The organism is Kitasatospora sp. NPDC058218 (assembly GCF_042882445.1).
Lineage (GTDB): Bacteria > Actinomycetota > Actinomycetes > Streptomycetales > Streptomycetaceae > Kitasatospora.
On the sequence record NZ_JBHVWC010000023.1, the window covers coordinates 66155 to 87035 of the forward strand.

The following is a 20881-nucleotide window of genomic DNA, read 5'->3' on the forward strand; positions in this document are numbered from 1 at the left end:
CATGCTCCGGCCCCACCGATTCGGGGGCGGCGGGGCGACGTAGAATCGGGTACCGGGCGAGACCGAGGGAGTATTCCGATGACGGACCGGACGGCTGACCCGCACGACCCCCGCCCGCTGATCGGCGAGCCGCTCGCGCTCGATCTGCTGAACACGCGGTGGGCGGGCACCCCGGTGAACGACCTGCTGGACGAGCCGGACGGCCTGCGGATCTGGCTCTCCTCCGCCGGGCTGGCGGACCGCTGCCGGGCCGACGGGGCGGGACTCGTGGCGCTGCGGCAGGCCCGGGAGGCGCTCGCCGCGGCCGTCCGGGACCTGGACGAGCGGGGCGCGGTGAGCGGGTCGGCGGCGGCCGGGCTGAACGAGGTGCTGCGGCACGGGAGGCTGCGGCGCGAGCTCGGCGCGGCGGGGCCGGCGGAGCACGTCGAGGTGGACGGGCCGCAGTGGCTGGCCGCCTGGCTGGCGGTGGACGATTTCCTCGCCCTGCTCGGCCGGGGCGCGCACCGGATCAAGAAATGTGCGCACGAGGCCTGCATTCTGCACTTTCTCGACACATCGCAGAACGGGCGTCGCCGATGGTGCTCGATGGCGGTCTGCGGGAACCGCGCGAAGGCGGCGCGGCACTACGAGAAGGCGCGCGCCTAGGGCTTTTCGGTCGAGCGGACCGGGGGGTGCGGCGGCGGACCGCCGCCGCACCCCCGCCGGGCCCTCAGTCCTCGTCGGGGGCGCCGAGCCACTGGGCCAGCGCGGCGCGGATCTCGCCCCGGCCCGGGTCGACGGCCGCCCAGGCGGCGTAGCCGTCGGGGCGGACCAGCAGCACGGTGTCGCGCAGCTTGCCGTGCGGGTCCGCCGGGGCGACGGTCAGCACCCGGCCCGCCCACGGCTCGGCGGCGGGCAGCTGGTCATTGCTGACCAGGACGAACGTGCCCGCGCGCAGCGCCTCGTAGAGCCGCTCGGGTGCGGCCGGCTCGCCCTCCCGGGTCTGCTCCAGGCCGGTCAGCCGCAGGTCGGGCACGCGCCGGCCGGCCAGCGGGTGGGCGTCCCTGGGCGCGGCGTACCGGATGCCGATCCCGGAGATCGTCCGGGCGCCGCGCTCGGCGACCACGTCGAGGTGGTCGGCCAGGGAGGTGAGGGCGCCGCGCAGGGCCCGGGTGGGCGCGGACTGGGCGAGGGCGAGGCGGATCAGCGCGCCGGAGGTGCGCAGCACCGACTTGCCGACGGGGTGCCGCTCGGTCTGGTAGGTGTCCAGCAGGGCGTCGGTGGCCCGGCCGCGGACGGCGGCGGCGAGCTTCCAGGAGAGGTTGGCGGCGTCCTGGAGGCCGGTGTTCATGCCCTGGCCGCCGGCCGGGGAGTGGCAGTGGGCCGCGTCGCCGGCCAGGAAGACCCGGCCGGAGCGGTAGTTGGGCACCTGGCGCTCGTCGCTGTGGAAGGTCGAGCTCCACCGGGCGTCGTGCAGGCCGTAGTCCTCGCCGAGGGCGTTGCGGGTCATCTCGGCGATCCGGTCGAGCGCGGGCGGGGTGCCGTCCGCGTGCTGCTCGGCGCGGTCCCAGGCGATGACCCGGTACCAGCCGTCGCCGAACGGCGCGAGGAAGGCGAAGCCGCCCTCGGCGGCGCCGACGGTGACCAGCTCGTCGGGGGCGCGGTCCAGCCGGACGTCGGCCAGGACGACGGAGTTGACCACCGACTCGCCCGGGAAGGGGATGCCGAGCAGGTCGCGGACGGTGGAGTGGACGCCGTCGGTGCCGACCGCGTAGCGGGCCCGGTGGGTCTCGGTGGCGCCGTCCGCGGGGGCCTCGCCACCGCGGTCGCGGGGGAGGGTCTCGACGGTGACGCCCTCGGCGTCCTGCCGCAGCCCGACGACCTCGGCGCCGCGCAGGATGGTCGCACCGGCCTTCAGCGCGCGCTCCTGGAGCAGGCGTTCGGTGTGGTACTGCGGGGTGATCAGGACGAACGGGAAGCGGCTCGGCAGGCTGCCGAGGTCGACCCGGAGCCGGTCGAAGAGCCGCAGCGAGGTGAGCGGGCGGCCGGTGGCGATCAGGTCGTCGGCCAGGCCCCGGGCGTCCAGCAGCTCCAGGCTGCGGGCGTGCACCGCGAAGGCCCGGGTGAGGTTGGACTCGGTGTCGCGCTTCTCCAGGACGGTGACCCGGACCCCGGCGGTCGCCAGGTCCCCGGCCAGCAGCAGGCCGGTCGGTCCGGCCCCGACGATCAGGACGTCGGTGACGGTCTGCTTCGCGGTCATGTGTCAGCTCCCGGTGCTCGGACGGAGGTTGGACGCCGGTCCGGGCGTCCTCCCGGTCTCCATCATCGCTGGCTCGGGGCGGGGCTGTGAATCTCCGCGGAACGGAACCGGGCCCCGGCGTGGCAGTGCCGGGGCCCGGAACCCGATCGGCTCAGCTGTGGCGGCGGATCTCCACGGTGCGGAACCGGCTGGCGACGAAGGCGCCGTCGCAGTAGGCGGCGTTGGCGGCCGGGTTGGCGCCGGTGCCGTGCAGGTCGGAGAAGGCGGCGGTCTGGTTGGCGTACACGCCGCCGGTGAGGTTGAGCGAGAGCGAGACACCGGAGTCGAGCGAGGCCTCGACCAGGGCGGCCTCGACCTCGGGCGAGGTGGTGTAGCCGGCCGCGGTCATCGCGCCCTGGGTCCGGACGGTGTCGCGCAGCAGCTCGACCGCGGCGGCGGTGGACTCCACCGCGACGGCGAAGGAGACCGGGCCGAAGCACTCGCTGCGGAAGACCGCCCGGTCGTCCGGCTTGTCGGCGTCCAGCTTGACCAGCGCGGGGGTGCGGACGGTGGCGGCGGGGAACTCGGGCGAGGAGACCACGCGCGGGGCGAGGGCGAGTTCGCCGTACTCGCCGCCGGCCGCGGCGACCGTGCGCTGGAGCACGCCGGGGTTGACGACGGCGCCGAGCACGGCCGCGGCGCGGGCGTCGTCGGAGAGCAGGCCGTCGATGGCGCCGGCGAGGTCGGTCACCACCTCGTCGTAGGACTTGGCGCCCTGGTCGGTGTCGATGCCGGTGCGCGGGATCAGCAGGTTCTGCGGGGTGGTGCACATCTGGCCGCTGTAGAGCGAGAGCGAGAAGGCCAGGTTGTTCAGCATGCCCCGGTAGTCGTCGGTGGAGTCGACGACCACGGTGTTCACGCCGGCCTTCTCGGTGTAGACCTCGGCCTGCCGCGCGTGCTCCTCCAGCCAGTCGCCGAAGGCCGTGGAGCCGGTGTAGTCGATCAGCTTCACCTCGGGGCGGACGGCGAGCGTCTGGGCGACGGTGCCGCCCTCGTGCTCGGCGGCCAGGCAGACCAGGTTGGGGTCGAAGCCGGCCTCGGCGAGCACCTCGCGGGCGATCCGCACGGTCAGCGCGAGCGGCAGCACGGCGCGCGGGTGCGGCTTGACCAGGACGGGGTTGCCGGTGGCCAGCGAGGCGAACAGGCCCGGGTAGCCGTTCCAGGTGGGGAAGGTGTTGCAGCCGATCAGCAGCGCCAGGCCGCGCGGGACGACGGTGAACTCCTTGGTCATCACCAGCGGGTCGCGCTTGCCCTGCGGCTTGGTCCAGCCGGCGCTGGCGGGCAGCCGGGTCTGCTCGGCGTACGCGTAGGTGACCGCCTCCAGGCCGCGGTCCTGGGCGTGCGGGCCGCCGGCCTGGAAGGCCATGCCGTAGGCCTGGCCGGTGGTGTGCATCACCGCGTGCGCGAACTCGTGCGAGCGGGCGTTGATCCGGGCCAGGATCTCCAGGCAGACGGCGGCCCGGGTGAGCGGGGTGGCGGCGGCCCAGCCGGGCCGGGCCACGAGCAGCGCGGCGATCAGCGCGTCCGGCCCGGCGTGCGGGTAGCCGACGCCCAGCTCGACGCCGTACGGGGAGGCCTCGCCGCCGATCAGGTCGCCGTCGGCGGGGTGGCCGTCGAGGGCGAACGGCTGGTTCAGCAGCGCCTCGAAGGCGGCCTTGCCGTCAGCGGCGCCGCTCTCCCCGTAGGCCTTCGGGAACTCGGGGTAGGGCGACCAGTAGTCGCGCGACGCGGCGGCGGCGAGCGCGGCGTCCAGGGTGGCCTGGTGGCGTGCGACCAGCTCGGCGACGAGGGGGTGGGTGACCGCTGCGGACATGGTGTGCGCTCCTCAGAGGGGAGGACGGGACACGTCACAGAGTAACCGAACGATCGGTCGGCTCAAGAGGGTGCGCGGGGTCCGATCCGGTAAACGCGCGGGGGCGCGTCCGGAACGGACGCGCCCCCGCGGTCGGACGGGTGCCGGCTTACGGGATGCCGAGCTCGAATATGACGTAGCCGCCGTACCAGCCGGAGGCGAGGGCACCGGTGCCGAGCACCGCCGCCAGCACCGGCCAGCTCAGCTTGCGCATCGCCACCGCCAGGGCGATCAGCAGCGGGAACGCCGGGAGCAGGTAGCGCGAGGTGTTGCCGAAGATGCCCAGGCTGCCGAGGACCGAGACGATGGTGGCCAGCGTGTAGGCGGTCAGCACCAGCGGCGGACGCAGCCGGATCAGCAGCACGATCAGCACCGGCAGCGTCAGCACGATCAAGGTGGCCAGCAGGTCGGTCACCGGCCAGGCGAACGGGTAGTCCGAGCGGCCCAGCAGCACGCCGCGGATCGCCTCGAAGGTGCCCTGGCCGAAGTCGAAGTAGTGCAGCCAGGCGTCGTGCTGGAGCTTGAAGTAGCCGCCCCAGTCGTCCACCCGCCAGCCGACCCAGCCGACGTAGCCGAGCAGGCCGAGCGGGGCCAGCAGCATCGCGGTCACCGGGCGGACGACGCCGCTCTCGCGCCGGTACAGCTCGACCAGCGCGGCCAGGCCGACGGCGCCGATCAGCGCCGCGGCGGTCGGCCGGTTGAGACCGGCGACCAGCGTGATCACACCGGCGGCGATCCACTGCTTGGTCATCACGCAGTAGCAGGCCCAGGCGGCGAGCGCGACGAACAGCGAGTCGGAGTAGAGCGCCCACTCGGCGCCGGAGCCCGGGGCGATCGCCCAGAGCCCGGCCGCGATCACACCCGCGCGCGGGCCGGCCAGCCGGTCGACCACCGCGTAGATCCCGGCGGCGGCGAACAGCGAGGCCACCACCGAGACCAGCATCCCGGCGCCGTACAGGCCGAGCCCGGTGCCGTCCGAGACCAGCCGCATCAGACCCGGGTAGAGCGGGAAGAAGGCGGCCGAGTTCTGCTCGATGGTGAAACCGGGGGTGCCGCCGGGGATCGGGACCAGCGCCGGGTGGTAGCCGAACTGGGCGATCTGCTGGTACCACCAGCCGTCCCAGCTGGCCAGCACGTCCCAGGGGTTCGCTCCGCCGCCGAACCGCGGGTGCTTCTTGAGGTAGTCGCCCGAGTAGGCGAGCAGTTTCATGAAGACGGTGAAGCCGAGCAGCTTGAGCACCGCGTAGCACCAGACGGCCGGCCCGAACCGCAGGACCAGGGCGCGGGCACGCTCGCGCGGGCCGGTCTTCGCCGCGGCTCCCGGCTCCTCGCTGCGCTGCTCGGGCACGTCGGAGGCGACTGCCGGTATTGCGCTCATCAGACTGGACCCCACCCTGCTGGCCATGGACGCTGGTCCGCAGATTCTAGGCCGTCGCCCGCGCCGGTGGTGCGGACCAATGGACCCGGGCGCATCCGGCGCAGTGGGTACGGGGATACTCGGAGGATGGCCGATCACACCACGCGTACCGCGTACACCGTGGAGTCGCTGCTCGCCGTGACCGTCGACGTCTTCAACGAACGCGGCTACGACGGCACGTCGATGGAGGACCTGTCCCGGGCGGCCGGGATCTCCAAGTCCTCGATCTACCACCATGTGCGGGGCAAGGAGGAGCTGCTCCGGCTGGCCGTCGGGCGGGCCCTGGACGGGCTGTTCGGCATCCTCGCCGAACCGCGCGCGGTCGAGGGCCCGGCGGTGGAGCGGCTGGAGCACGTGGTGCGGCGCACCGCCGAGGTGCTGCTGACCGAGCTGCCGTACGTCACCCTGCTGCTGCGGGTGCGCGGCAACACGGCCACCGAGCAGTGGGCGCTGGAGCGCCGCCGGGACTTCGACCACCAGGTGGCCGAGCTGCTGCGGGCCGCCGTCGCGGACGGCTCACTGCGGGCGGACGTCGAGCCCCGGCTGGCCACCCGGCTGCTCTTCGGCATGATCAACTCGATCGTGGAGTGGTACCGGCCGGGCCTCAAGGCGGCCGACGGCGTCGCGGACGCGGTCGTCCACCTGGCCTTCGACGGCCTCCGGGCCCGGTAGCGCGGAGCGCGGGCAACCGCGCCAAAGGGCCACCCATCCGTCCCGAAAGGGCACCCCGCCCCGGTCGCCCCGGCAGCCCGGACGGCCGGCCCCGGCGCCTGAAGCCCGGCCACTGGTCTCAAGCCCCGGCCCCGCACAGGCGCGCCCCGACCGAGGGGCCGCGCGCGTTCCCGATCGGGCACCCCGCGCCCACGCGCCCCGAACCGAAGGGCCGCGCCGGTGCCGAAAGGGTGGGCCCCTCCTGCCCGATGCCGGGCAAGGAGGGCAAGGGACGGAGCGACGTTGGGGGCACCCCCGGCCGGAGGCTGGGGGAGAGCGAGGGAGCGCCGACTGTCGGCGCCGGGTCAAGCGGCCCGGAGGCGAGTGGGCGCCCAAATCTAGACAGGCGGCACCTGGTCGGTCTCCTCGAAGACCAGCATGGTGCGGGTGCCGAGCACCTGCGGGATGGACTGGATGCTGCCCAGCACCAGCTCGCGCAGGGCGTGGTTGTCGGCGGTGTGCACCAGGAGCAGGACGTCGAAGTCTCCGCCCACCAGGGCGATGTGCGCGACCCCGGGCAGCTCCAGCAGTTGCTCGCGCACCGTCCGCCAGGAGTTCTGCACGATTTTCAGGGTGACGTACGCGGATGCGCCCTGACCTGCCTTTTCGTGGTCGACCCGGGCGGTGAAGCCGCGAATGACGCCGTCCTCGACCATCCTGGAGATCCGGGCGTACGCGTTCGCCCTGGACACATGGACCCGCTCGGCCACCGAGCGGATCGAGGCGCGACCGTCCTGCTGCAGCAGCCGCAGGATCGCCCGGTCGACACGGTCGAGTCTGGACGTCTGTTCAGCCGACATGACCCCCCACCCCCAAGGATTGGACGCACTGCCATCAGTCGACCGCCACCCGGGCCGATTGTCCAGCACCTTGTCACGCTTCTGGTCAAGATGAACAGACGACCGAACAATCGGTAGGGAGCCCCCGCCACCCCTGGAGGTGCCCGAGATGACCGTTCTCGACCACAGACACCACACGGCGGTGCCCGGTTGGCTGCCCGGGGCGACCGCCCCGCGCAGTGACCCGGCCCCGCTGCTTCCGGACGCCTCACCGGTCCGCGTGCTCGGCACTCCCGAGCTGGAGAAGTACGACCCCGCGCTGCTGCGGGAGCTGTACCGCCGCCTGGTGGTCGGCCGCCGCTACAACCAGCAGGCCACCACCCTGACCAAGCAGGGCCGGCTGGCCGTCTACCCGGCGTCCACCGGCCAGGAGGCCTGCCAGGTCGCCGCCGCGCTGGCGCTCGGCGAGCGCGACTGGCTCTTCCCGAGCTACCGCGACACCCTCGCGGTGGTCTCCCGCGGCGTCGACCCGCTGGAGGCGCTGACCCTGCTGCGCGGCAACGCGCACACCGGCTACGACCCGGTGGCGGCCCGGACGGCGCCGCTCTGCACCCCGCTGGCGACCCAGGCCCCGCACGCCGTCGGACTGGCGCACGCCGCCCGGCTCGCCGGTGATCCGGTGGTCGCGCTGGCGCTGCTCGGCGACGGCGGCACCAGCGAGGGCGACTTCCACGAGGCGCTGAACTTCGCCGCCGTGCTGAACGCCCCGGTGGTCTTCCTGGTCCAGAACAACGGGTACGCGATCTCCGTCCCGCTCACCGCGCAGTCCGCCGCGCCGACGCTCGCCCACAAGGCGGTCGGCTACGGCATACCGGGCCGGCTGGTGGACGGCAACGACGCACCCGCCGTGCACAGCGTGCTGACCGAGGCGGTCGAGCGGGCCCGGACCGGTGGCGGCCCGACCCTGGTCGAGGCGCTGACCTACCGCGTCGAGGCGCACACCAACGCCGACGACGCCACCCGCTACCGGGACGACGCCGAGGTGGCCGCCTGGCGCGAGCACGACCCGATCCTGCTGATGGAGCGCGCCCTGCGCCGGCTCGGTCTGCTGGACGACGCCCAGGTGCAGGAGTCGGCCGACGAGGCGGAGGCGCTGGCGGCCCGGATGCGGGCCGAGTTCCACGCCGACGCGGTGCTGGACCCGATGGCGCTGTTCGCCCATGTGTACGCCGAGCCCACTCCGCAACTGCGGGAGCAGGCCGCCCAGTTGTCCGCCGAGCTGGCCGCCGAGGCCGAGGTGCAGCACCCATGAGCAACACCGCCCATTCGTCGCCCGCCCCCGCCCTCGGCCGGCCCGCCGTGCGGCACTCCCCGGCCGGCCCGCGCACCGCCACCATGGCGCAGGCGCTCAACTCCGCGCTGCGGGACGCCCTGCGCGAGGACCCGTCCGTGCACGTGCTCGGCGAGGACGTCGGCGCGCTCGGCGGTGTCTTCCGGATCACCGACGGCCTGGGCGCCGAGTTCGGCGCCGACCGCTGCCTGGACACCCCGCTGGCCGAGGCCGGCATCCTCGGCACCGCGATCGGCATGGCGATGTACGGGTTGCGCCCGGTGGTCGAGATGCAGTTCGACGCCTTCGCCTACCCGGCGCTGGAGCAGCTCTTCTCGCACGTCGCCAAGATGCGCAACCGCACGGCCGGCCGGCTGCCGCTGCCGATCACCGTCCGCATCCCGTACGGCGGCGGCATCGGTGGTGTGGAGCACCACAGCGACGCCTCCGAGGCGTACTACGCCAGCACCCCCGGCCTGCACGTGGTCACCCCGGCCACGGTGGCCGACGCCTACGGGCTGCTGCGGGCCTCGATCGCCTCGGACGACCCGGTGGTCTTCCTGGAGCCCAAGCGGCTGTACTGGGGCAAGGCGGAGTTCGACCCGGCGGCGCCGGTCGAGCCGATCGGGCGGGCCGTCCTGCGGCGGACCGGGACGTCGGCGGTGCTGATCACCTACGGTCCCTCGCTGCCGGTCTGCCTGGAGGCGGCCGAGGCGGCCAAGGCCGAGGGCTGGGACCTCGCGGTGCTCGACCTGCGCACCCTGGTGCCCTTCGACGACGAGACGGTCTGCCGGGTGGTGCGCTCGCTCGGCCGGGCCGTGGTGGTGCACGAGGCGACCGGCTTCGGCGGCACCGGCGCGGAGATCGCCGCCCGGGTGACCGAGCGCTGCTTCCACCACCTGGCCGCACCGGTGCTGCGGGTCACCGGCTTCGACATTCCGTACCCGCCGCCGATGCTGGAGCACCACCACCTGCCCGGGGTGGACCGGATCCTGGACGCGGTCGCCCGGCTGCAGTGGGAGGCCTGAGGATGATGCCCGTCGTACGCGAGTTCACCCTGCCCGACCTCGGTGAGGGGCTCACCGGGGCGGAGGTGGTGCGCTGGATGGTCGAGGTCGGCGAGGTGATCGCCGTAGACCAGCCGGTGGTGGAGGTGGAGACGGCCAAGGCCGTGGTCGAGGTGCCCTGCCCGTACGGCGGGGTGGTCACCGCCCGCTACGGCGAGCCGGGCGAGGAGGTGGCGGTCGGTGCGCCGCTGGTGACGGTCGCGGTGTCGCCGGCGGCGGGGGCGCCGTCCCCGGCCGCCGAGGTGGAGCGCCCGCTGGTCGGCTACGGGGTCGCGGAGCCGGACCGCGGCGGCCGGCGGCGCCGGGTCGGGGCTCCGGCCGGCGCGATGGCCGCGGTGGCGGGTGCGTCGGCCGCGGTGGCGGCTCCGGCGGCTCCTGCTGCTCCGGTGACGACCGCCGTTGCTCCGGTGACGACCGCCGTTGCTCCGGTGGCGGCTGCGGTCGCTCCGGCGGTGGTGCCGGTGATCTCGCCGCTGGTCCGGCGGTCGGCCCGGGAGCACGGGATCGATCTCGCGGCGCTGACCGGCAGCGGGCCGGACGGCCTGATCATGCGTGCGGACGTCGAACGGGCGGTCGCGGCGCTGGCCTCGGGCGGTGCCCTGGCGCAGGCGCCGGTGCACGGCGGGACGCAGCCGTGGGCGGGGGCGTCGGCGGGGGCGTCGGCGGCGGCCGAGGTGGTCCCGCTGCGCGGCCTGCGCAGGGCAGTGGCCGAGAAGCTCTCCCGCAGCCACCGCGAGATCCCGGCGGCGACCTGCTGGGTCGACGCGGATGCCACCGAACTGATGGCGCTGCGGCGTCAGTTGAACGCCACGCCCGGGCCGAAGGTGAGTGTGCTGGCGCTGCTCGCCCGGATCTGCACGGTGGCGCTCGCCCGCTTCCCAGAGCTCAACTCCAGTGTCACCGAGGACGGTTCGGGAATCCTGCGGCACTCGTCGGTGCACCTGGGCTTCGCCGCCCAGGGCGAGCGCGGTCTGGTCGTCCCGGTCGTGCGTGATGCCCAGCGGCTGAGCACCGAGCAACTCGGCTCCGAGCTGGGGAGGTTGACCGAGTCGGCCCGGACGGGTGCGCTCACTCCGGCCGAACTCACGGGTGGGACGTTCACCCTGAACAACTACGGGGTGTTCGGCGTGGACGGCTCCACCCCGATCCTCAACCACCCCGAGGCGGCGATGCTCGGTGTGGGCCGGATCGTCGCCAAACCCTGGGTCCACCAGGGCGAGTTGGCGGTGCGCGAGGTGACCCAGCTGTCGTTCACCTTCGACCACCGGGTCTGCGACGGTGGTACGGCGGGCGGGTTCCTGCGGTTCGTCGCGGACTGTGTCGAGCAACCGGGCATGCTGCTACGGCAGTTGTGACCAAAGGGTCCGGGCGGTCGCCTTGGGTGGCTGCCCGGACACCCAGGGCGACCGCAGATCGAGCGAGAGTAGCGCGTACGGGGGGCGGGTGTCCGGGCTTCGCGCGATTTGTCGGATGAGCACTTCGGGCGTGCCACGCTGCCTAGGCGTCAGCAGGAACAAGCCAGGTGGTGGCACAGGCCGGCCGGAGGCGAAACGATTCTCTTGGGTACTCGAAACGTTGCGGTGAAGTCCCGCAGAACTCTCCTGGTCCGCACCGGACACGGCTCGGCGCGGGCCGCGGCCGTTCCGGGAATGCCGGACGGCTCGCCGGACGCCGTGTCGGGCCCCGGCCCGGACGCCGTCTCGGGCGGCGGCCCGGACACCCCGGTGGCCCTCCCGCCGATGCCGCTGGACCCGCCGGACCTCCCGCCGGTGTCCGCCGCGCTCGCGCTCCCGGCCCCGGTGACCCCCCTCGGGCCGGCCCCCGCCGCGCCGCCGCGGTCGGCGATCCCCGACCCGCCGGCCGAGCCGCCCGCGATCCCGGCGCCGTCGACGCCCACCGGGCAGCCCGTGCCCGTGATCGAGCCGCTGTTCACCCGGGCCCCCGGCCTCAACTGGACCGGCTCGGGCGGCCTCGCCACGCCGCCGGCCCTCGCCGGGCCCGGCCCGGTGCCCGTCTCACCGGCGTCGCCGGTGCCCGCGCCGGTCGCAGTCGCCGCAGTGGCCGAGGTCGCCGAGGTCGCCGAGGCCGAACGGCCGCCCACCGCCCGGGACATCGAGCTGATCCGGACCAGCCTGGCCGTGGTCGAACCGGTCGCCGACCGGGCCACCGCGCACTTCTACGCCCTGATCTTCCTGCACCACCCGGAGGTCCGCGCGCTCTTCCCGGCCGCCATGGACGTCCAGCGCGACCGGCTCTTCCGCGCCCTGCTGATGGCCGCCCGCAACGCCGGCGACCCGGACGGCCTGCGCACCTACCTGAGCGCGCTCGGCTGCGGCCACCGCCGGTACGGCACCCTGACCGGCCACTACGGCCCGGTGGGGGAGTGCCTGGTGGCGGCGCTGGCCCGGTACGCGGGCAACCGCTGGGACGCCGAGACCGAGCTGGCCTGGCGCCGCGTCTACCGGCTGGTCTCCTCGATCATGATCGAGGCCGCCGAGGGGGACGCCCGCACCTCGCCGCCCTGGTGGCAGGCCGAGGTGGTCGGGCACGAGCTGCGCACCCCGGACGTCGCGGTGCTCACCCTCCGCCCCGACCAGGCCTACCCGTTCCGCGCCGGGCAGTACACCAGCCTGGAGACGCCCTGGTGGCCGCGGGTCTGGCGGTACTTCTCGTTCGCCTCCGCGCCCCGGCCGGACGGCCTGCTGACCCTCCACGTCAAGGCCGTCCAGGCCGGCTGGGTGAGCAACGCGCTGGTGCACCGGGCCGCGCCGGGGGACGTGCTGCGGCTCGGCCCGGCCGCGGGCGCGATGACCGTCGACCACGCGGCGGGGGCGGACCTGCTCTGCCTCGGCGGCGGTACCGGGATCGCCCCGATCAAGGCGCTGGTCGAGGAGGTGGCCGACCACGGAGCGGGGGGCCGCTCGGTCGAGGTCTTCTACGGTGCCCGGCAGGCCGCCGAGCTGTACGAGCTGGAGGCGCTGCGCGCGCTCGCCGGGCGCCACCGCTGGCTCTCGGTGCACCCGGTGCTGTCCGGGCCGGGGCCGCGCGCCGGCGCCGCTGCGGCCGCCGGTGGCGGTCTGCTCACGGGTGAACTGCCGGAGGTGGTCGGCAGGTTCGGGCCCTGGGCGGGCCGGGAGGCGTACCTCGGCGGGCCGGCCGCGATGGTGCGGCGCGGGGTCGGCGTGCTGCTGCGGGCCGGGGTCGCGCCGGAGCGGATCCGGCACGACCTGGTCGGCGACCTGGCGGCGGGCTGAACGGCGGCCCGAGCGGCCGGACGGGGTGGCCCGGCCCGGGCCACCCGGGGCTCCGTCAGCCGAAGTCGGGGGCGAGCAGCGCGCGGACTCCCTCGATGTTGGCCGCCAGGTACGCCCGCAGGCTGGGCGGGACGACGTTCACCGCGGTGACGCCCTCCCGGGTGAAGGGCACCCGGACCACCTCGTACTCGCCGTTCGGCTCGTCCACCTCGGGCCCGTGCCGGCGGTCGAGGTCCATCGAGGCGAGCCGGCAGACGAAGAAGTGCTGCACCTTGACCCCGTGCGGGTGGAGCAGGGTGCCGTCGTCGTGGTGGGTGTGGCTGATGGTGTCGACGAAGGCGGGGACGACGTCCACCACCTTGCCGCCGAGCTCCTCGTCCACCTCGCGGTGCAGGGCGTCCGTCACCGTGCGGTCGTCGCTCTCGACCCCGCCGCCCGGGGTGATCCAGTAGGGGTGCGGGGAGCCGGGCCGGGTGCGTTTGATCAGCACGATCGAGGCCGGTCCGTGGGGATCGGCCGGGTCCAGCTCCAGCAGGATCGCCCGTGCGGTCCGTTTGACGACGGGGCGGGGCGGGGTGCGCATGGCCACCTCCGGGGCTGGAGCGTTGTGCGGGAGTCTCCCGCAGGCCGACGGGGCCGAAACTCGTGCCTGCTCGGGTGCGTCCGTTCGGGGAGTGTTCGCAGCGCCGATAGATCTTGGATCATAAAGATGAACCTTGAACGGATCTTGAAAGTATTGAGTGAAAGTCTAATTCTTCCTTCGATTCAAAGGAATTTATCGATCGAACCGTATGAGAGTGATTGCAGCGGCGCCACGCCTGTGCTGCAATGAGCGACTATCGGGCAAATCGGAGTACTTCACTCCGCATGCCCTCCTGTGCAACGACTCGGGCTGGGGGCTGGGTGTGGTCATGGATCAGATCGCAGAGCGCACGACACCGGTGCGCAAGGACCGGCAACCTACCCTGATCGCCTCCGTCCAGCGGGCGCTGCGGCTGCTGGAGGCCGTCGGCGGGTTCCTGCAGGGGGCGACCGCCAAGCAGCTCGCCCGCACCGCCGGCCTGCCGCTCGGCACCACGTACCACCTGCTGCGCACCCTGACCCACGAGGGCTATCTGCGGCGGGCCGACGGCAGGTTCTTCTACGGCGAGTCGGTGGACGGCATAGGCCGGGCCGACGACCGGCAGTCCGAGCGCCACGACCTGCGGGTCCGGATGGAACAGTTAAGGGACGAACTCGGTGCCGCGGTCTACTTCGCGCGCTACCAGGACGGCGAGGTGACGGTGGTGGACACCGCCGCCGGGGCCGGACAACCGGCCGTCGAGCCGTGGGCCGACTTCCGGGCCACCGCGCACGCCCACGCCATCGGCCAGTGCCTGCTGGCCCAACTGCCCGACGAGGCCCGGCGTGACCACCTCGCCCGCCACCCGCCGGTCGGACTCACCCCGTCCACCCTCGCCGACGAGTCGACCGTACTGCGCAGGCTCTCCGCGCTGCGGCCGACCGTGCCGGTGCTGGAGCACCAGGAGTACGCGCTCGGCACCGTCTGCGCCGCCGTGCCCATCACCGTCGGTTCGGTGGTCGCGACGATGGCCATCTCCCTCCCGGTCGAGCAGGCCGGCCGGCTGGCCGCCGCCGCCGGGCAACTGCGCCGCAGCGTCGGCGCGATGACGTCCTCGTTCGTCCGCTGACACTCCTCGTGCCCCACGGGCACAAGCTCATTCCCCCTTGTTCACCATTTGAAAAAGCACACCTTGTCCACTACGTCCCCAAACATGGACGATGAGGATCGAACAGGGATTGGTTGCACAAAACCGCCTCAATCGGCCGCACGATCGACACGGCCGCACTCCCTCCCATGTCAGCGAACTGCATTGTCCGGTCACCTGCGGACCCACAGCACGCACGGCCGGGCAGAACGAGAGGTACTGGCGCCATGCAGCACAGCACAGTCCAGGGCCACCTGGTGATGAACCTCGTGGTCTCCACCGAGCTCTCCTTCCGCATCGTGGTCGACCTGGAGTACGACCCCGCCGACCCGTACGCGGTCCGCTTCACCTTCCACCTGCCGGGCGACGCCCCGGTCACCTGGGTCTTCGCCCGGGAGCTGCTGCTCGACGGGATCAGCCGGCCGGCGGGCGAGGGCGACGTGCACGTCCACCCGGTCGGCGGGGAGCTCTCGGAGGTCTGCGTCGTGCTGCACGCCTCCGAGGGGGACGCCCTGCTGCGCGCCTCCGCGCCGCCGCTGATCGCCTTCCTGGCGCGCACCGACCGGCTGGTCCCGATGGGCCAGGAGCTCACCGGCGGGGAGATCGACGCCCAACTCGCCGACATCCTCAGGGGCTGCGAGAGGTGACCGGCACGGCAGAAGGGGCCCGCCCCCGGTGCGGAACCGGGTGGCGGGCCCCTTTCGCGTCGTCGTGCGCGTCGGACCGCGGGGAGCGGGCCTGCTCAGTCGTCGTCGCCGAGCGCCAGGTTGAGCCCCCAGGAGACCAGGCTGATGATCAGCGCGCCGAACAGCGCCGCCCAGAAGCCGTCGACGTTGAAGCTCAGGTCGAGCTTGTCCGAGGCCCAGGAGGTCAGCCAGAGCATCAGGGCGTTGATGACGAAGGTGATCAGCCCCAGGGTGAGGATGAACAGCGGCAGCGAGAACAGCTGGACCACCGGCTTGATCAGCCAGTTCACGACCCCGAAGATCAGCGCCACGGCGATCACCGTCAGGGTCTTGTGCTGCCAGTCGTCGCCGGTCAGCGTGATGCCGGTGACGATCCAGGCGGCCACCCAGATGGCGGCCGCGTTGATAAGTGTCTTGATGACGAAACCCTTCATGGGGCCAGCGTCGCAGGCCGGGCGGGGTGGGGGAAGCTCCGGCCGCCATGTTGGTGTTGAATGCCCCCGGACCCGGACCAGGACGAGGAGTGAGCCCCGGTGAAGCTGTTCCGGCTGGACGAACTGGACGCCGAGCGTGCCGCCAACGACGGCGCCTATCTGCGCTTCCTGCGTGAGCCGCGGATGTCCGCCGGCCTCTACGCGCTCTCCCCCGGCGCCACCGACCCGCAGACCGCGCACGCCCAGGACGAGATCTACCAGGTGGTCAGCGGCCGGGCCGAGTTGACCGTCGGCGACGAGACCACGACGGTGGCCCGCGGCACCGTGGTCTACGTCCCGGCCGGGGTGCCGCACCGGTTCCACCACGTCACCGAGGAACTGCGGGTGCTGGTGGTGTTCTCCCCGCCGGAGGACTGACGGCCGGCGCCCGGACCGGTCCGGTTAGGGTCGGGGCATGAGCCTGAGCCTGACGGAAGAACTCTGGGCGGCGATCGAGCCGATCTACGCCGAGATCCTCGACCACCCCTTCATCGGCGGCCTCACCGACGGCACCCTGCCGCGCGAGGCGTTCCGCCACTTCGTCGTCCAGGACTCGCACTACCTGCGCGACTACGCCCGCGCGCTCGCCGTCTGCGCCGCCAAGGCGCCCGGCGAGGAGGACGTGCGGGCCTTCGCGGACGACGCGGTCGGTGCGCTGGCGGCCGAGCAGGGCATGCACGCGGAGTTCATGACGGCCTTCGGCGCCAGCGCCGAACAGGCCGCCGCCGAGCCGGTCCTGCCCACCACCCGGGCCTACACCAGCTACCTGCTGGCCACGGTGTACGGCGGCTCCTTCGCGGAGGCGGTCGGCGCGGTCCTGCCCTGCTACTGGATCTACGCCCGGGTCGGCGACCAACTGCTCGCCAAGGGCTCCCCCGACCCGCTGTACGCCAAGTGGATCGCCACCTACGGCGACGAGGCGTTCCAGTCCGTGGTGCGCCGCGTCCTCGCGCTGGCCGACCGGCTCGGCGAGGAGATCTCCCCGGCCGAACGCCGCCGGGTGGTGGAGCACTTCACCACCACCTCGCGGTACGAGTGGATGTTCTGGGACGCGGCCTGGCGCGGCGAGACCTGGCCGGTCTGACGCCGGGCCGACCCCGGTCCGACGCCGACCCGGGCGATCGCCCGGTGGTGCGCCCGGGGCGTGCCGCCCCGCCGGTCGTCCCGGGAGTACCGCCCCTGCCGGGCCCGTTCCGGGCCGCTCCCCCAGGGGTGTCCCCGGGGGCCGGGGTAGGGGTGATCTCCGGGTTCTCTCCGGGCCGTTGGCTCTCGTTCCGGCCCGTGCGTCACCGTACGATCGAAGTATCGAAAGCAAGCGGGATGCGGCACCGGACGGCAGCCGGCCCGAGGGGAGAGAAGGAACGGACATGGCTGAGTTCTGGAAGTCGCTGCCCTCGTGGGTGCGCAACATCGTCGTTCCGGTGCTGGTGCTGATCCTGGCCTGGAACATCATCGGGTTCGTCTTCGGCGTGGTGGGCGCGCTGCTGAGCCTGGTCATCAAGCTGCTGGTGGTGGTCGGGATCGCCGCCGCCGTGGTGATCCTGGTGAAGAAGGCCGCCAAGAGCTGAGCCGTACGGCCGGCCCCGACGCCCGTACCCCCTCGGGGGGTGCGGGCGTCAGTCGTTCGCGGACGCGGCGCCGGGCCGGTCGGGCGGCAGGACGCTGTCGAGGTCCCAGCCCGGTCGCCAGTGCTGGGCACGGGAGCGGGCGAGGTCGAGGGTGATGCCGGTGGTGAGCTGGTCGACGGCGTACGGGGTCAGACCGGGGACGCGGCCGGTGCGGGCGGCCAGCCGGGCGAGTGGCGCGGGCACGTGGCGGATCCGGGCCCGCACCCCGTGCGCGGCGAGCACCCGGCGGACGGCGTCGTCGCGCCGGTAGTGCCGGTCGTCGGCGATGTTGTACGCGCCGGGCGTCCAGGCGTGGCCGGTCAGGCCCAGGGCGGCCAGACAGGCGTCGGCGAGGTTCCGCACGGCGGTCAGGCTGATCCGGACGTCACCGCCGGGGAGCAGCAGCAGGCCGTGGCGCACCCGCGCCAGCAGCTGCGGGGCGAGGTGCGGGTCGCCCGGTCCGTAGACGGCGCGCGGGCGCAGCACCACGGCGCCCGCCTCCAGGGCGAGCCGTTCGCCGGCCGCCTTGGTGCGCCCGTACGCGTTGAGGTGGCCGCCGCCGGTGGGGTGGTGCTCCTGGATGCCGGAGCGGTCGATCCGGGGGTCGTAGACGCTGGCGCTGCTCACCCAGACCACCGGTCGGCCGCCGGCGGCGCGCAGCAGCCGTTCGGTGCCGGTGACGTTGACGGCGTACTGCTGGGCCTCGCCGGCGGAGCCCCGGGGGAGGTCGGCGACGGCGGCGGCGCAGTGCACCACCAGGTCGACGCCGGTCAGGTCGGGGTCGCCGGTGGTGGCGTCCCAGGGGACGTGGCGGCCGACCGGGCCCGGGGAGCGGCCGTGGCAGAGCACGTCGAGGCCCAGCGCGGCGGCCGCGCGGGCGACGTGCGAGCCGCAGAAGCCGCCGGCGCCGGTGACGGCTATCCGCACCGGGACTCCTCGGGCCGGGACTCCTCGGGTCGGGACGGGTGTGGTCGGGACGGGCGTGGTCCGGGCACCCGGGGCGCGGTGCGCCGGAGGGTGAGTTCCGCGTAGCCGGGGAGGGCGGAGCGGCGGTCGACCCGGGCCCGGGCGACCACCGGGCGGTACGGGGCCAGCGCGAGCAGCACGTCCGTGAGCAGGGCCCGGGCGAGGCCGGCGCCCGGGCAGGCGTGCGGGCCGGCGCCGAAGACGGCCTGGGTGGCGGCCGGGCCGGGGGCGGGGCCGCGCCGGTGGGCCCGGGCGGCGTGCCGGGCGACCAGGACCAGGCGGTCACCGGCCCGGACCGGGAGGCCGGCCAGGGTGGCGTCGGCGGCGGCGACCCGGGGGAGCAGCGGCGAGGGGGCGGTCAGCCGGAGGAGTTCGGCGGCGAGTCCGGGCGCGGTGGCGGGGTCGACGCCGGGCCAGAGGCCGGCGTCGGCGCACCAGGCGGCGGCCCGGGGCAGGGCGGCGACGGTGGTGGTGACGGCGGCGACGGTGAGCATGGCGTCGAGCGGGTCCGGCAGCAGCGCGGTGAGGTCGGCCGCCGTCGTGGCGGCCGTGGCGTCGGCCCGCCGGCGGCCGGGCGGGCGCGGGCCGGGCAGGTGGTCCCGGGCGGCGGCCGCGGCGGCGTCGGCGCAGGCGCGGGCGAGGGTGTGCGGGCAGGCGGTGGAGCCGGTCAGCGCGGCGGCTGTCACGCCTGCCAACTCCTGGGCAAGGCCGACGAGTTCGAGCGATCTGACGGACAGCTCGGGGGCGCGTTCGGCGAGCACGGCCTGCCAGAGCGGGCGGATCCGGTCGAGCGCGCCGGTGCTCAGCTCGGCCGCCACCGCCCGGCGGGCCGCCCGGTGTTCGGCGCCCTGCTGGTCGAACAGCAGCCCCCCGCCGGTGAGTCGGGCGGCGGCGCCGCCGGTGGTGCCGGGCGCGGTGCGGTCGAGCGGGACGCGGGTGAGCGCCTCGCGGTAGGCCTCGGTGCCGTGCACCAGGAGGGTGCGGCCGAGCCGGACGACCGGGCGGCGGCGGGTGGCGCAGAGCAGCGCGAACAGGACGGGGTGGCTGCGCAGGTAGACCCGTCGGTCGCGGCGGCGCGCGGCCCGGGCGGCGGCGGGCGCCGGGCCGGTGAAGGGTGCCGGCTTGCCGGAGGCCGCGTCGGCGGCGGGTGCCGGCTCGGGTGCCCGGCCGGGCGGTGCGGCGGGTGCCGGGCGGGTGGGCTCGCCGGTCATGCGGACAGCTCCCGGGCGCAGTGGGCGGCGGCCGCCGCCCGGTCGGGTTTGCGGGAGCGCCCGGCCAGCGGGACGGTGCCGAACAGCACGGCGTCCGGGCGGGCCCCGCCCATCCGGTCGAGCGGGCCCCGCAGGGCGGCGCGCAGCCGCTGCGGATCGGCGCCGGGACGCGGCTGGACGAGGGCGACCAGCCGTTCGTCACCCGGTGCGTCGGGGGCCGGGACGCCGACCAGGACGGCGAGTTCGACGTCCGGAAGGTGCAGGGCGGGCTCGTAGAGGCCGGGGTAGATGTTCTCGGCGCGGCGCAGCACCATGTCCTTGAGCCGCCCGGCGAGGACGATCCGGCCGTCCGGCGCGAGGGTGGCCCGGTCACCGGTGCGGACCCAGGGGTCGGGCTCCTCGCCGAGGTAGCGGTGCCGGGCGCCCGGGCCGGCGAGCAGCAGTTCGCCCTCCGGGGTGAGGTCGGCGCGCACCCCGGGCAGCGGTGCGCCGACCAGGTCGCCGGGACCGCTGTGGGCGCTCTTCTCGGCCTCCTCGACGGCGGCGGCCGGGAACAGTTCGGTGAGCGCGTACACGCCCCAGGCCTGGTCGGCGCCGGCCTGCTTGACCCGCCGCAGCAGGCCGGCGTCGGCGGGTGCGGAGCCGGTCCAGACCCGGCCGTGGAAGCGGGCCCCGGTGCCGAGGGCGGCGCGCAGCGCCGGCGGGGTGAGGTAGGTCTGGGCCGGGGCCAGCCGGGCGAGTTGGCCGGCCAGCGCGCGCGGGCCGCGGGCCGGCAGGGCGACGGTGGCGCCGGCGGCGAGGGCGGGTACCAGCACGAAGAAGGTGCCGCCGAGCACGACGCCGCCGGGGCGGGGGTCGACCAGTTCGGTGACGGTGCGCAGGCCGGCCGCCAGGCCCTCGCGGGTGTGCACGACGGCGCGCGGGCGGGCGGTGGTGCCGGAGGTGAAGACGATCACGGCGTCGGCGTCGGCGTCGGCGTCGGTGCCGGCCTCGCCGCGGCGGGGCACGGGCCCGGTGGCGCCCGCCGTCGCGAGCCGGGGGGCGCAGCCGGGCAGCCGGCGGCCGAGGGTGGCGACCGGGCCGAGCGCGGCCAGCGGGGGCAGGGCGAGGTGGGCGCGGCGGGCCAGCGGCCCGGCCCAGCCGGCCACCGCCTGGGCGGCGGCGTCGGCGAGCACGAGGTCCGGCCGGGCCAGGGCGAGGCGGGCGGCCAGGACGTCCGGTCCGGCGGTCGGGTCGAGGACGGCGGCCCGCAGGCCGAGCCGGTGGGCGGCGAGCATCACGGCGAGCGCCCGGGGGCCGGGGCGGACGGCGACGCCGAGGGTGGCGCCGGCGCCGAGGCCGCGGGCGTGCAGGGCGGCGGCGTAGTGGTCGGCGAGGTCGGCGAGTTCGCCGCGGCGGATCCGGACCAGGGTGGCGCCGGTGCGGCCGCGGCCGAGGACGGCGGGCCGGTCGGGGTGGACGGTGCGCAGGGCGTGGGCGAGCCGGTCGAGCACGGGGCCCTCCTCAACGGGGCGTCGGGCGGTGGGGGTCGGGGTGGTGGG

At 74.8% G+C, this 20881-nt stretch carries 20 protein-coding genes; 11 read left to right on the forward strand and 9 right to left on the reverse strand.

What is annotated here, in order from left to right; all coding sequences use genetic code 11:
• Positions 1-78 precede the first annotated feature (78 nt).
• The gene (locus ACFVYI_RS16735; RefSeq protein ID WP_387885886.1) at positions 79-645 is read left to right on the forward strand and encodes a CGNR zinc finger domain-containing protein; all 567 of its coding nucleotides are present in this window, start codon (positions 79-81) and stop codon (positions 643-645) included.
• Between the two features lie 64 nt (positions 646-709).
• On the opposite strand, the gene ACFVYI_RS16740 is transcribed toward ACFVYI_RS16735, so the two are convergent.
• From ACFVYI_RS16740 to ACFVYI_RS16750, 3 genes are all read right to left on the reverse strand, one after another.
• Positions 710-2239, reverse strand: a complete 1530-nt coding sequence (locus ACFVYI_RS16740) for an FAD-dependent monooxygenase (protein ID WP_387885888.1) — start codon at positions 2237-2239, stop codon at positions 710-712.
• A gap of 151 nt (positions 2240-2390) precedes the next feature.
• Positions 2391-4091, reverse strand: a complete 1701-nt coding sequence (gene paaN / locus ACFVYI_RS16745) for a phenylacetic acid degradation protein PaaN (RefSeq protein WP_387885891.1) — start codon at positions 4089-4091, stop codon at positions 2391-2393.
• A gap of 148 nt (positions 4092-4239) precedes the next feature.
• Positions 4240-5508 (reverse strand): hypothetical protein, encoded by a 1269-nt coding sequence (locus ACFVYI_RS16750; RefSeq protein WP_387885893.1) that lies wholly within the window; start codon positions 5506-5508, stop codon positions 4240-4242.
• Positions 5509-5634: 126 nt separating this feature from the next.
• Here ACFVYI_RS16750 and ACFVYI_RS16755 point away from each other — a divergent pair, with 126 nt between their 5' ends.
• A complete protein-coding gene (locus tag ACFVYI_RS16755) occupies positions 5635-6219 on the forward strand; it encodes a TetR/AcrR family transcriptional regulator (protein ID WP_387885896.1) in 585 nt (194 codons plus the stop codon).
• Positions 6220-6596: 377 nt separating this feature from the next.
• Here the strand turns inward: ACFVYI_RS16755 and ACFVYI_RS16760 are convergent, their stop codons facing one another.
• The gene (locus ACFVYI_RS16760; protein ID WP_387885898.1) at positions 6597-7058 is read right to left on the reverse strand and encodes an Lrp/AsnC family transcriptional regulator; all 462 of its coding nucleotides are present in this window, start codon (positions 7056-7058) and stop codon (positions 6597-6599) included.
• 148 nt (positions 7059-7206) lie between these two features.
• On the opposite strand from ACFVYI_RS16760, the gene pdhA reads away from it, so the two are divergent.
• The 4 genes from pdhA (at position 7207) to ACFVYI_RS16780 (ending at position 12688) form a co-directional block, all read left to right on the forward strand.
• On the forward strand, positions 7207-8349 hold the full coding sequence (pdhA, locus tag ACFVYI_RS16765) for a pyruvate dehydrogenase (acetyl-transferring) E1 component subunit alpha (RefSeq protein WP_387885900.1): 1143 nt from the start codon (positions 7207-7209) through the stop codon (positions 8347-8349).
• Positions 8350-8432: 83 nt separating this feature from the next.
• Entirely contained in the window at positions 8433-9395 is a 963-nt protein-coding gene (locus ACFVYI_RS16770; protein WP_387886014.1) for an alpha-ketoacid dehydrogenase subunit beta, read from the forward strand.
• A gap of 5 nt (positions 9396-9400) precedes the next feature.
• Entirely contained in the window at positions 9401-10789 is a 1389-nt protein-coding gene (locus tag ACFVYI_RS16775) for a dihydrolipoamide acetyltransferase family protein (RefSeq protein WP_387886015.1), read from the forward strand.
• A gap of 225 nt (positions 10790-11014) precedes the next feature.
• Positions 11015-12688: a globin domain-containing protein gene (locus ACFVYI_RS16780; protein WP_387885903.1), complete on the forward strand. Its 1674-nt coding sequence runs from the start codon at positions 11015-11017 to the stop codon at positions 12686-12688.
• 55 nt (positions 12689-12743) lie between these two features.
• Here the strand turns inward: ACFVYI_RS16780 and ACFVYI_RS16785 are convergent, their stop codons facing one another.
• The gene (locus ACFVYI_RS16785; protein ID WP_387885906.1) at positions 12744-13271 is read right to left on the reverse strand and encodes an NUDIX domain-containing protein; all 528 of its coding nucleotides are present in this window, start codon (positions 13269-13271) and stop codon (positions 12744-12746) included.
• A gap of 328 nt (positions 13272-13599) precedes the next feature.
• Here ACFVYI_RS16785 and ACFVYI_RS16790 point away from each other — a divergent pair, with 328 nt between their 5' ends.
• Both ACFVYI_RS16790 and ACFVYI_RS16795 read left to right on the forward strand, forming a co-directional pair.
• On the forward strand, positions 13600-14379 hold the full coding sequence (locus ACFVYI_RS16790) for an IclR family transcriptional regulator (protein WP_387885909.1): 780 nt from the start codon (positions 13600-13602) through the stop codon (positions 14377-14379).
• 245 nt (positions 14380-14624) lie between these two features.
• A complete protein-coding gene (locus tag ACFVYI_RS16795; protein WP_387885911.1) occupies positions 14625-15044 on the forward strand; it encodes an SsgA family sporulation/cell division regulator in 420 nt (139 codons plus the stop codon).
• Positions 15045-15139: 95 nt separating this feature from the next.
• Here ACFVYI_RS16795 and ACFVYI_RS16800 read toward each other — a convergent pair whose 3' ends face one another.
• Positions 15140-15517 carry a phage holin family protein gene (locus ACFVYI_RS16800; protein ID WP_387885914.1) on the reverse strand — a complete coding sequence of 126 codons (378 nt, stop codon included), beginning with the start codon at positions 15515-15517 and terminating at the stop codon, positions 15140-15142.
• Positions 15518-15616: 99 nt separating this feature from the next.
• On the opposite strand from ACFVYI_RS16800, the gene ACFVYI_RS16805 reads away from it, so the two are divergent.
• The 3 genes from ACFVYI_RS16805 to ACFVYI_RS16815 all read left to right on the forward strand — a co-directional run bounded on the left by ACFVYI_RS16805 (position 15617) and on the right by ACFVYI_RS16815 (position 17124).
• Positions 15617-15934: a cupin domain-containing protein gene (locus ACFVYI_RS16805; protein WP_387885916.1), complete on the forward strand. Its 318-nt coding sequence runs from the start codon at positions 15617-15619 to the stop codon at positions 15932-15934.
• Between the two features lie 37 nt (positions 15935-15971).
• A complete protein-coding gene (gene tenA, locus ACFVYI_RS16810) occupies positions 15972-16640 on the forward strand; it encodes a thiaminase II (RefSeq protein ID WP_387885918.1) in 669 nt (222 codons plus the stop codon).
• 283 nt (positions 16641-16923) lie between these two features.
• Positions 16924-17124 carry a DUF5326 family protein gene (locus ACFVYI_RS16815; RefSeq protein ID WP_387885920.1) on the forward strand — a complete coding sequence of 67 codons (201 nt, stop codon included), beginning with the start codon at positions 16924-16926 and terminating at the stop codon, positions 17122-17124.
• A 48-nt stretch (positions 17125-17172) separates the two neighbouring features.
• On the opposite strand, the gene ACFVYI_RS16820 is transcribed toward ACFVYI_RS16815, so the two are convergent.
• Genes ACFVYI_RS16820 through ACFVYI_RS16830 form a run of 3 tightly spaced genes read right to left on the reverse strand, consistent with a single transcriptional unit; the run spans position 17173 to position 20833 of the window.
• A complete protein-coding gene (locus tag ACFVYI_RS16820) occupies positions 17173-18090 on the reverse strand; it encodes an NAD-dependent epimerase/dehydratase family protein (protein WP_387885923.1) in 918 nt (305 codons plus the stop codon).
• A complete protein-coding gene (locus ACFVYI_RS16825; RefSeq protein ID WP_387885925.1) occupies positions 18081-19340 on the reverse strand; it encodes a cytochrome P450 in 1260 nt (419 codons plus the stop codon). Before ACFVYI_RS16825 ends, ACFVYI_RS16820 begins: the two co-directional genes overlap by 10 nt.
• Positions 19337-20833 (reverse strand): class I adenylate-forming enzyme family protein, encoded by a 1497-nt coding sequence (locus tag ACFVYI_RS16830; protein ID WP_387885927.1) that lies wholly within the window; start codon positions 20831-20833, stop codon positions 19337-19339. Before ACFVYI_RS16830 ends, ACFVYI_RS16825 begins: the two co-directional genes overlap by 4 nt.
• Positions 20834-20881 lie beyond the last annotated feature (48 nt).

What these genes read in the sequence shown, in the direction of transcription:
- ACFVYI_RS16735 (WP_387885886.1), top strand. Translation starts at nt 79, where the DNA reads ATGACGGACCGGACGGCTGACCCGCACGACCCCCGCCCGCTGATCGGC.
- ACFVYI_RS16740 (WP_387885888.1), bottom strand. Translation starts at nt 2,239, where the DNA reads ATGACCGCGAAGCAGACCGTCACCGACGTCCTGATCGTCGGGGCCGGA.
- paaN (WP_387885891.1), bottom strand. Translation starts at nt 4,091, where the DNA reads ATGTCCGCAGCGGTCACCCACCCCCTCGTCGCCGAGCTGGTCGCACGC.
- ACFVYI_RS16750 (WP_387885893.1), bottom strand. Translation starts at nt 5,508, where the DNA reads ATGAGCGCAATACCGGCAGTCGCCTCCGACGTGCCCGAGCAGCGCAGC.
- ACFVYI_RS16755 (WP_387885896.1), top strand. Translation starts at nt 5,635, where the DNA reads ATGGCCGATCACACCACGCGTACCGCGTACACCGTGGAGTCGCTGCTC.
- ACFVYI_RS16760 (WP_387885898.1), bottom strand. Translation starts at nt 7,058, where the DNA reads ATGTCGGCTGAACAGACGTCCAGACTCGACCGTGTCGACCGGGCGATC.
- pdhA (WP_387885900.1), top strand. Translation starts at nt 7,207, where the DNA reads ATGACCGTTCTCGACCACAGACACCACACGGCGGTGCCCGGTTGGCTG.
- ACFVYI_RS16770 (WP_387886014.1), top strand. Translation starts at nt 8,433, where the DNA reads ATGGCGCAGGCGCTCAACTCCGCGCTGCGGGACGCCCTGCGCGAGGAC.
- ACFVYI_RS16775 (WP_387886015.1), top strand. Translation starts at nt 9,401, where the DNA reads ATGCCCGTCGTACGCGAGTTCACCCTGCCCGACCTCGGTGAGGGGCTC.
- ACFVYI_RS16785 (WP_387885906.1), bottom strand. Translation starts at nt 13,271, where the DNA reads ATGCGCACCCCGCCCCGCCCCGTCGTCAAACGGACCGCACGGGCGATC.
- ACFVYI_RS16790 (WP_387885909.1), top strand. Translation starts at nt 13,600, where the DNA reads ATGGATCAGATCGCAGAGCGCACGACACCGGTGCGCAAGGACCGGCAA.
- ACFVYI_RS16795 (WP_387885911.1), top strand. Translation starts at nt 14,625, where the DNA reads ATGCAGCACAGCACAGTCCAGGGCCACCTGGTGATGAACCTCGTGGTC.
- ACFVYI_RS16800 (WP_387885914.1), bottom strand. Translation starts at nt 15,517, where the DNA reads ATGAAGGGTTTCGTCATCAAGACACTTATCAACGCGGCCGCCATCTGG.
- tenA (WP_387885918.1), top strand. Translation starts at nt 15,972, where the DNA reads ATGAGCCTGAGCCTGACGGAAGAACTCTGGGCGGCGATCGAGCCGATC.
- ACFVYI_RS16815 (WP_387885920.1), top strand. Translation starts at nt 16,924, where the DNA reads ATGGCTGAGTTCTGGAAGTCGCTGCCCTCGTGGGTGCGCAACATCGTC.
- ACFVYI_RS16825 (WP_387885925.1), bottom strand. Translation starts at nt 19,340, where the DNA reads ATGACCGGCGAGCCCACCCGCCCGGCACCCGCCGCACCGCCCGGCCGG.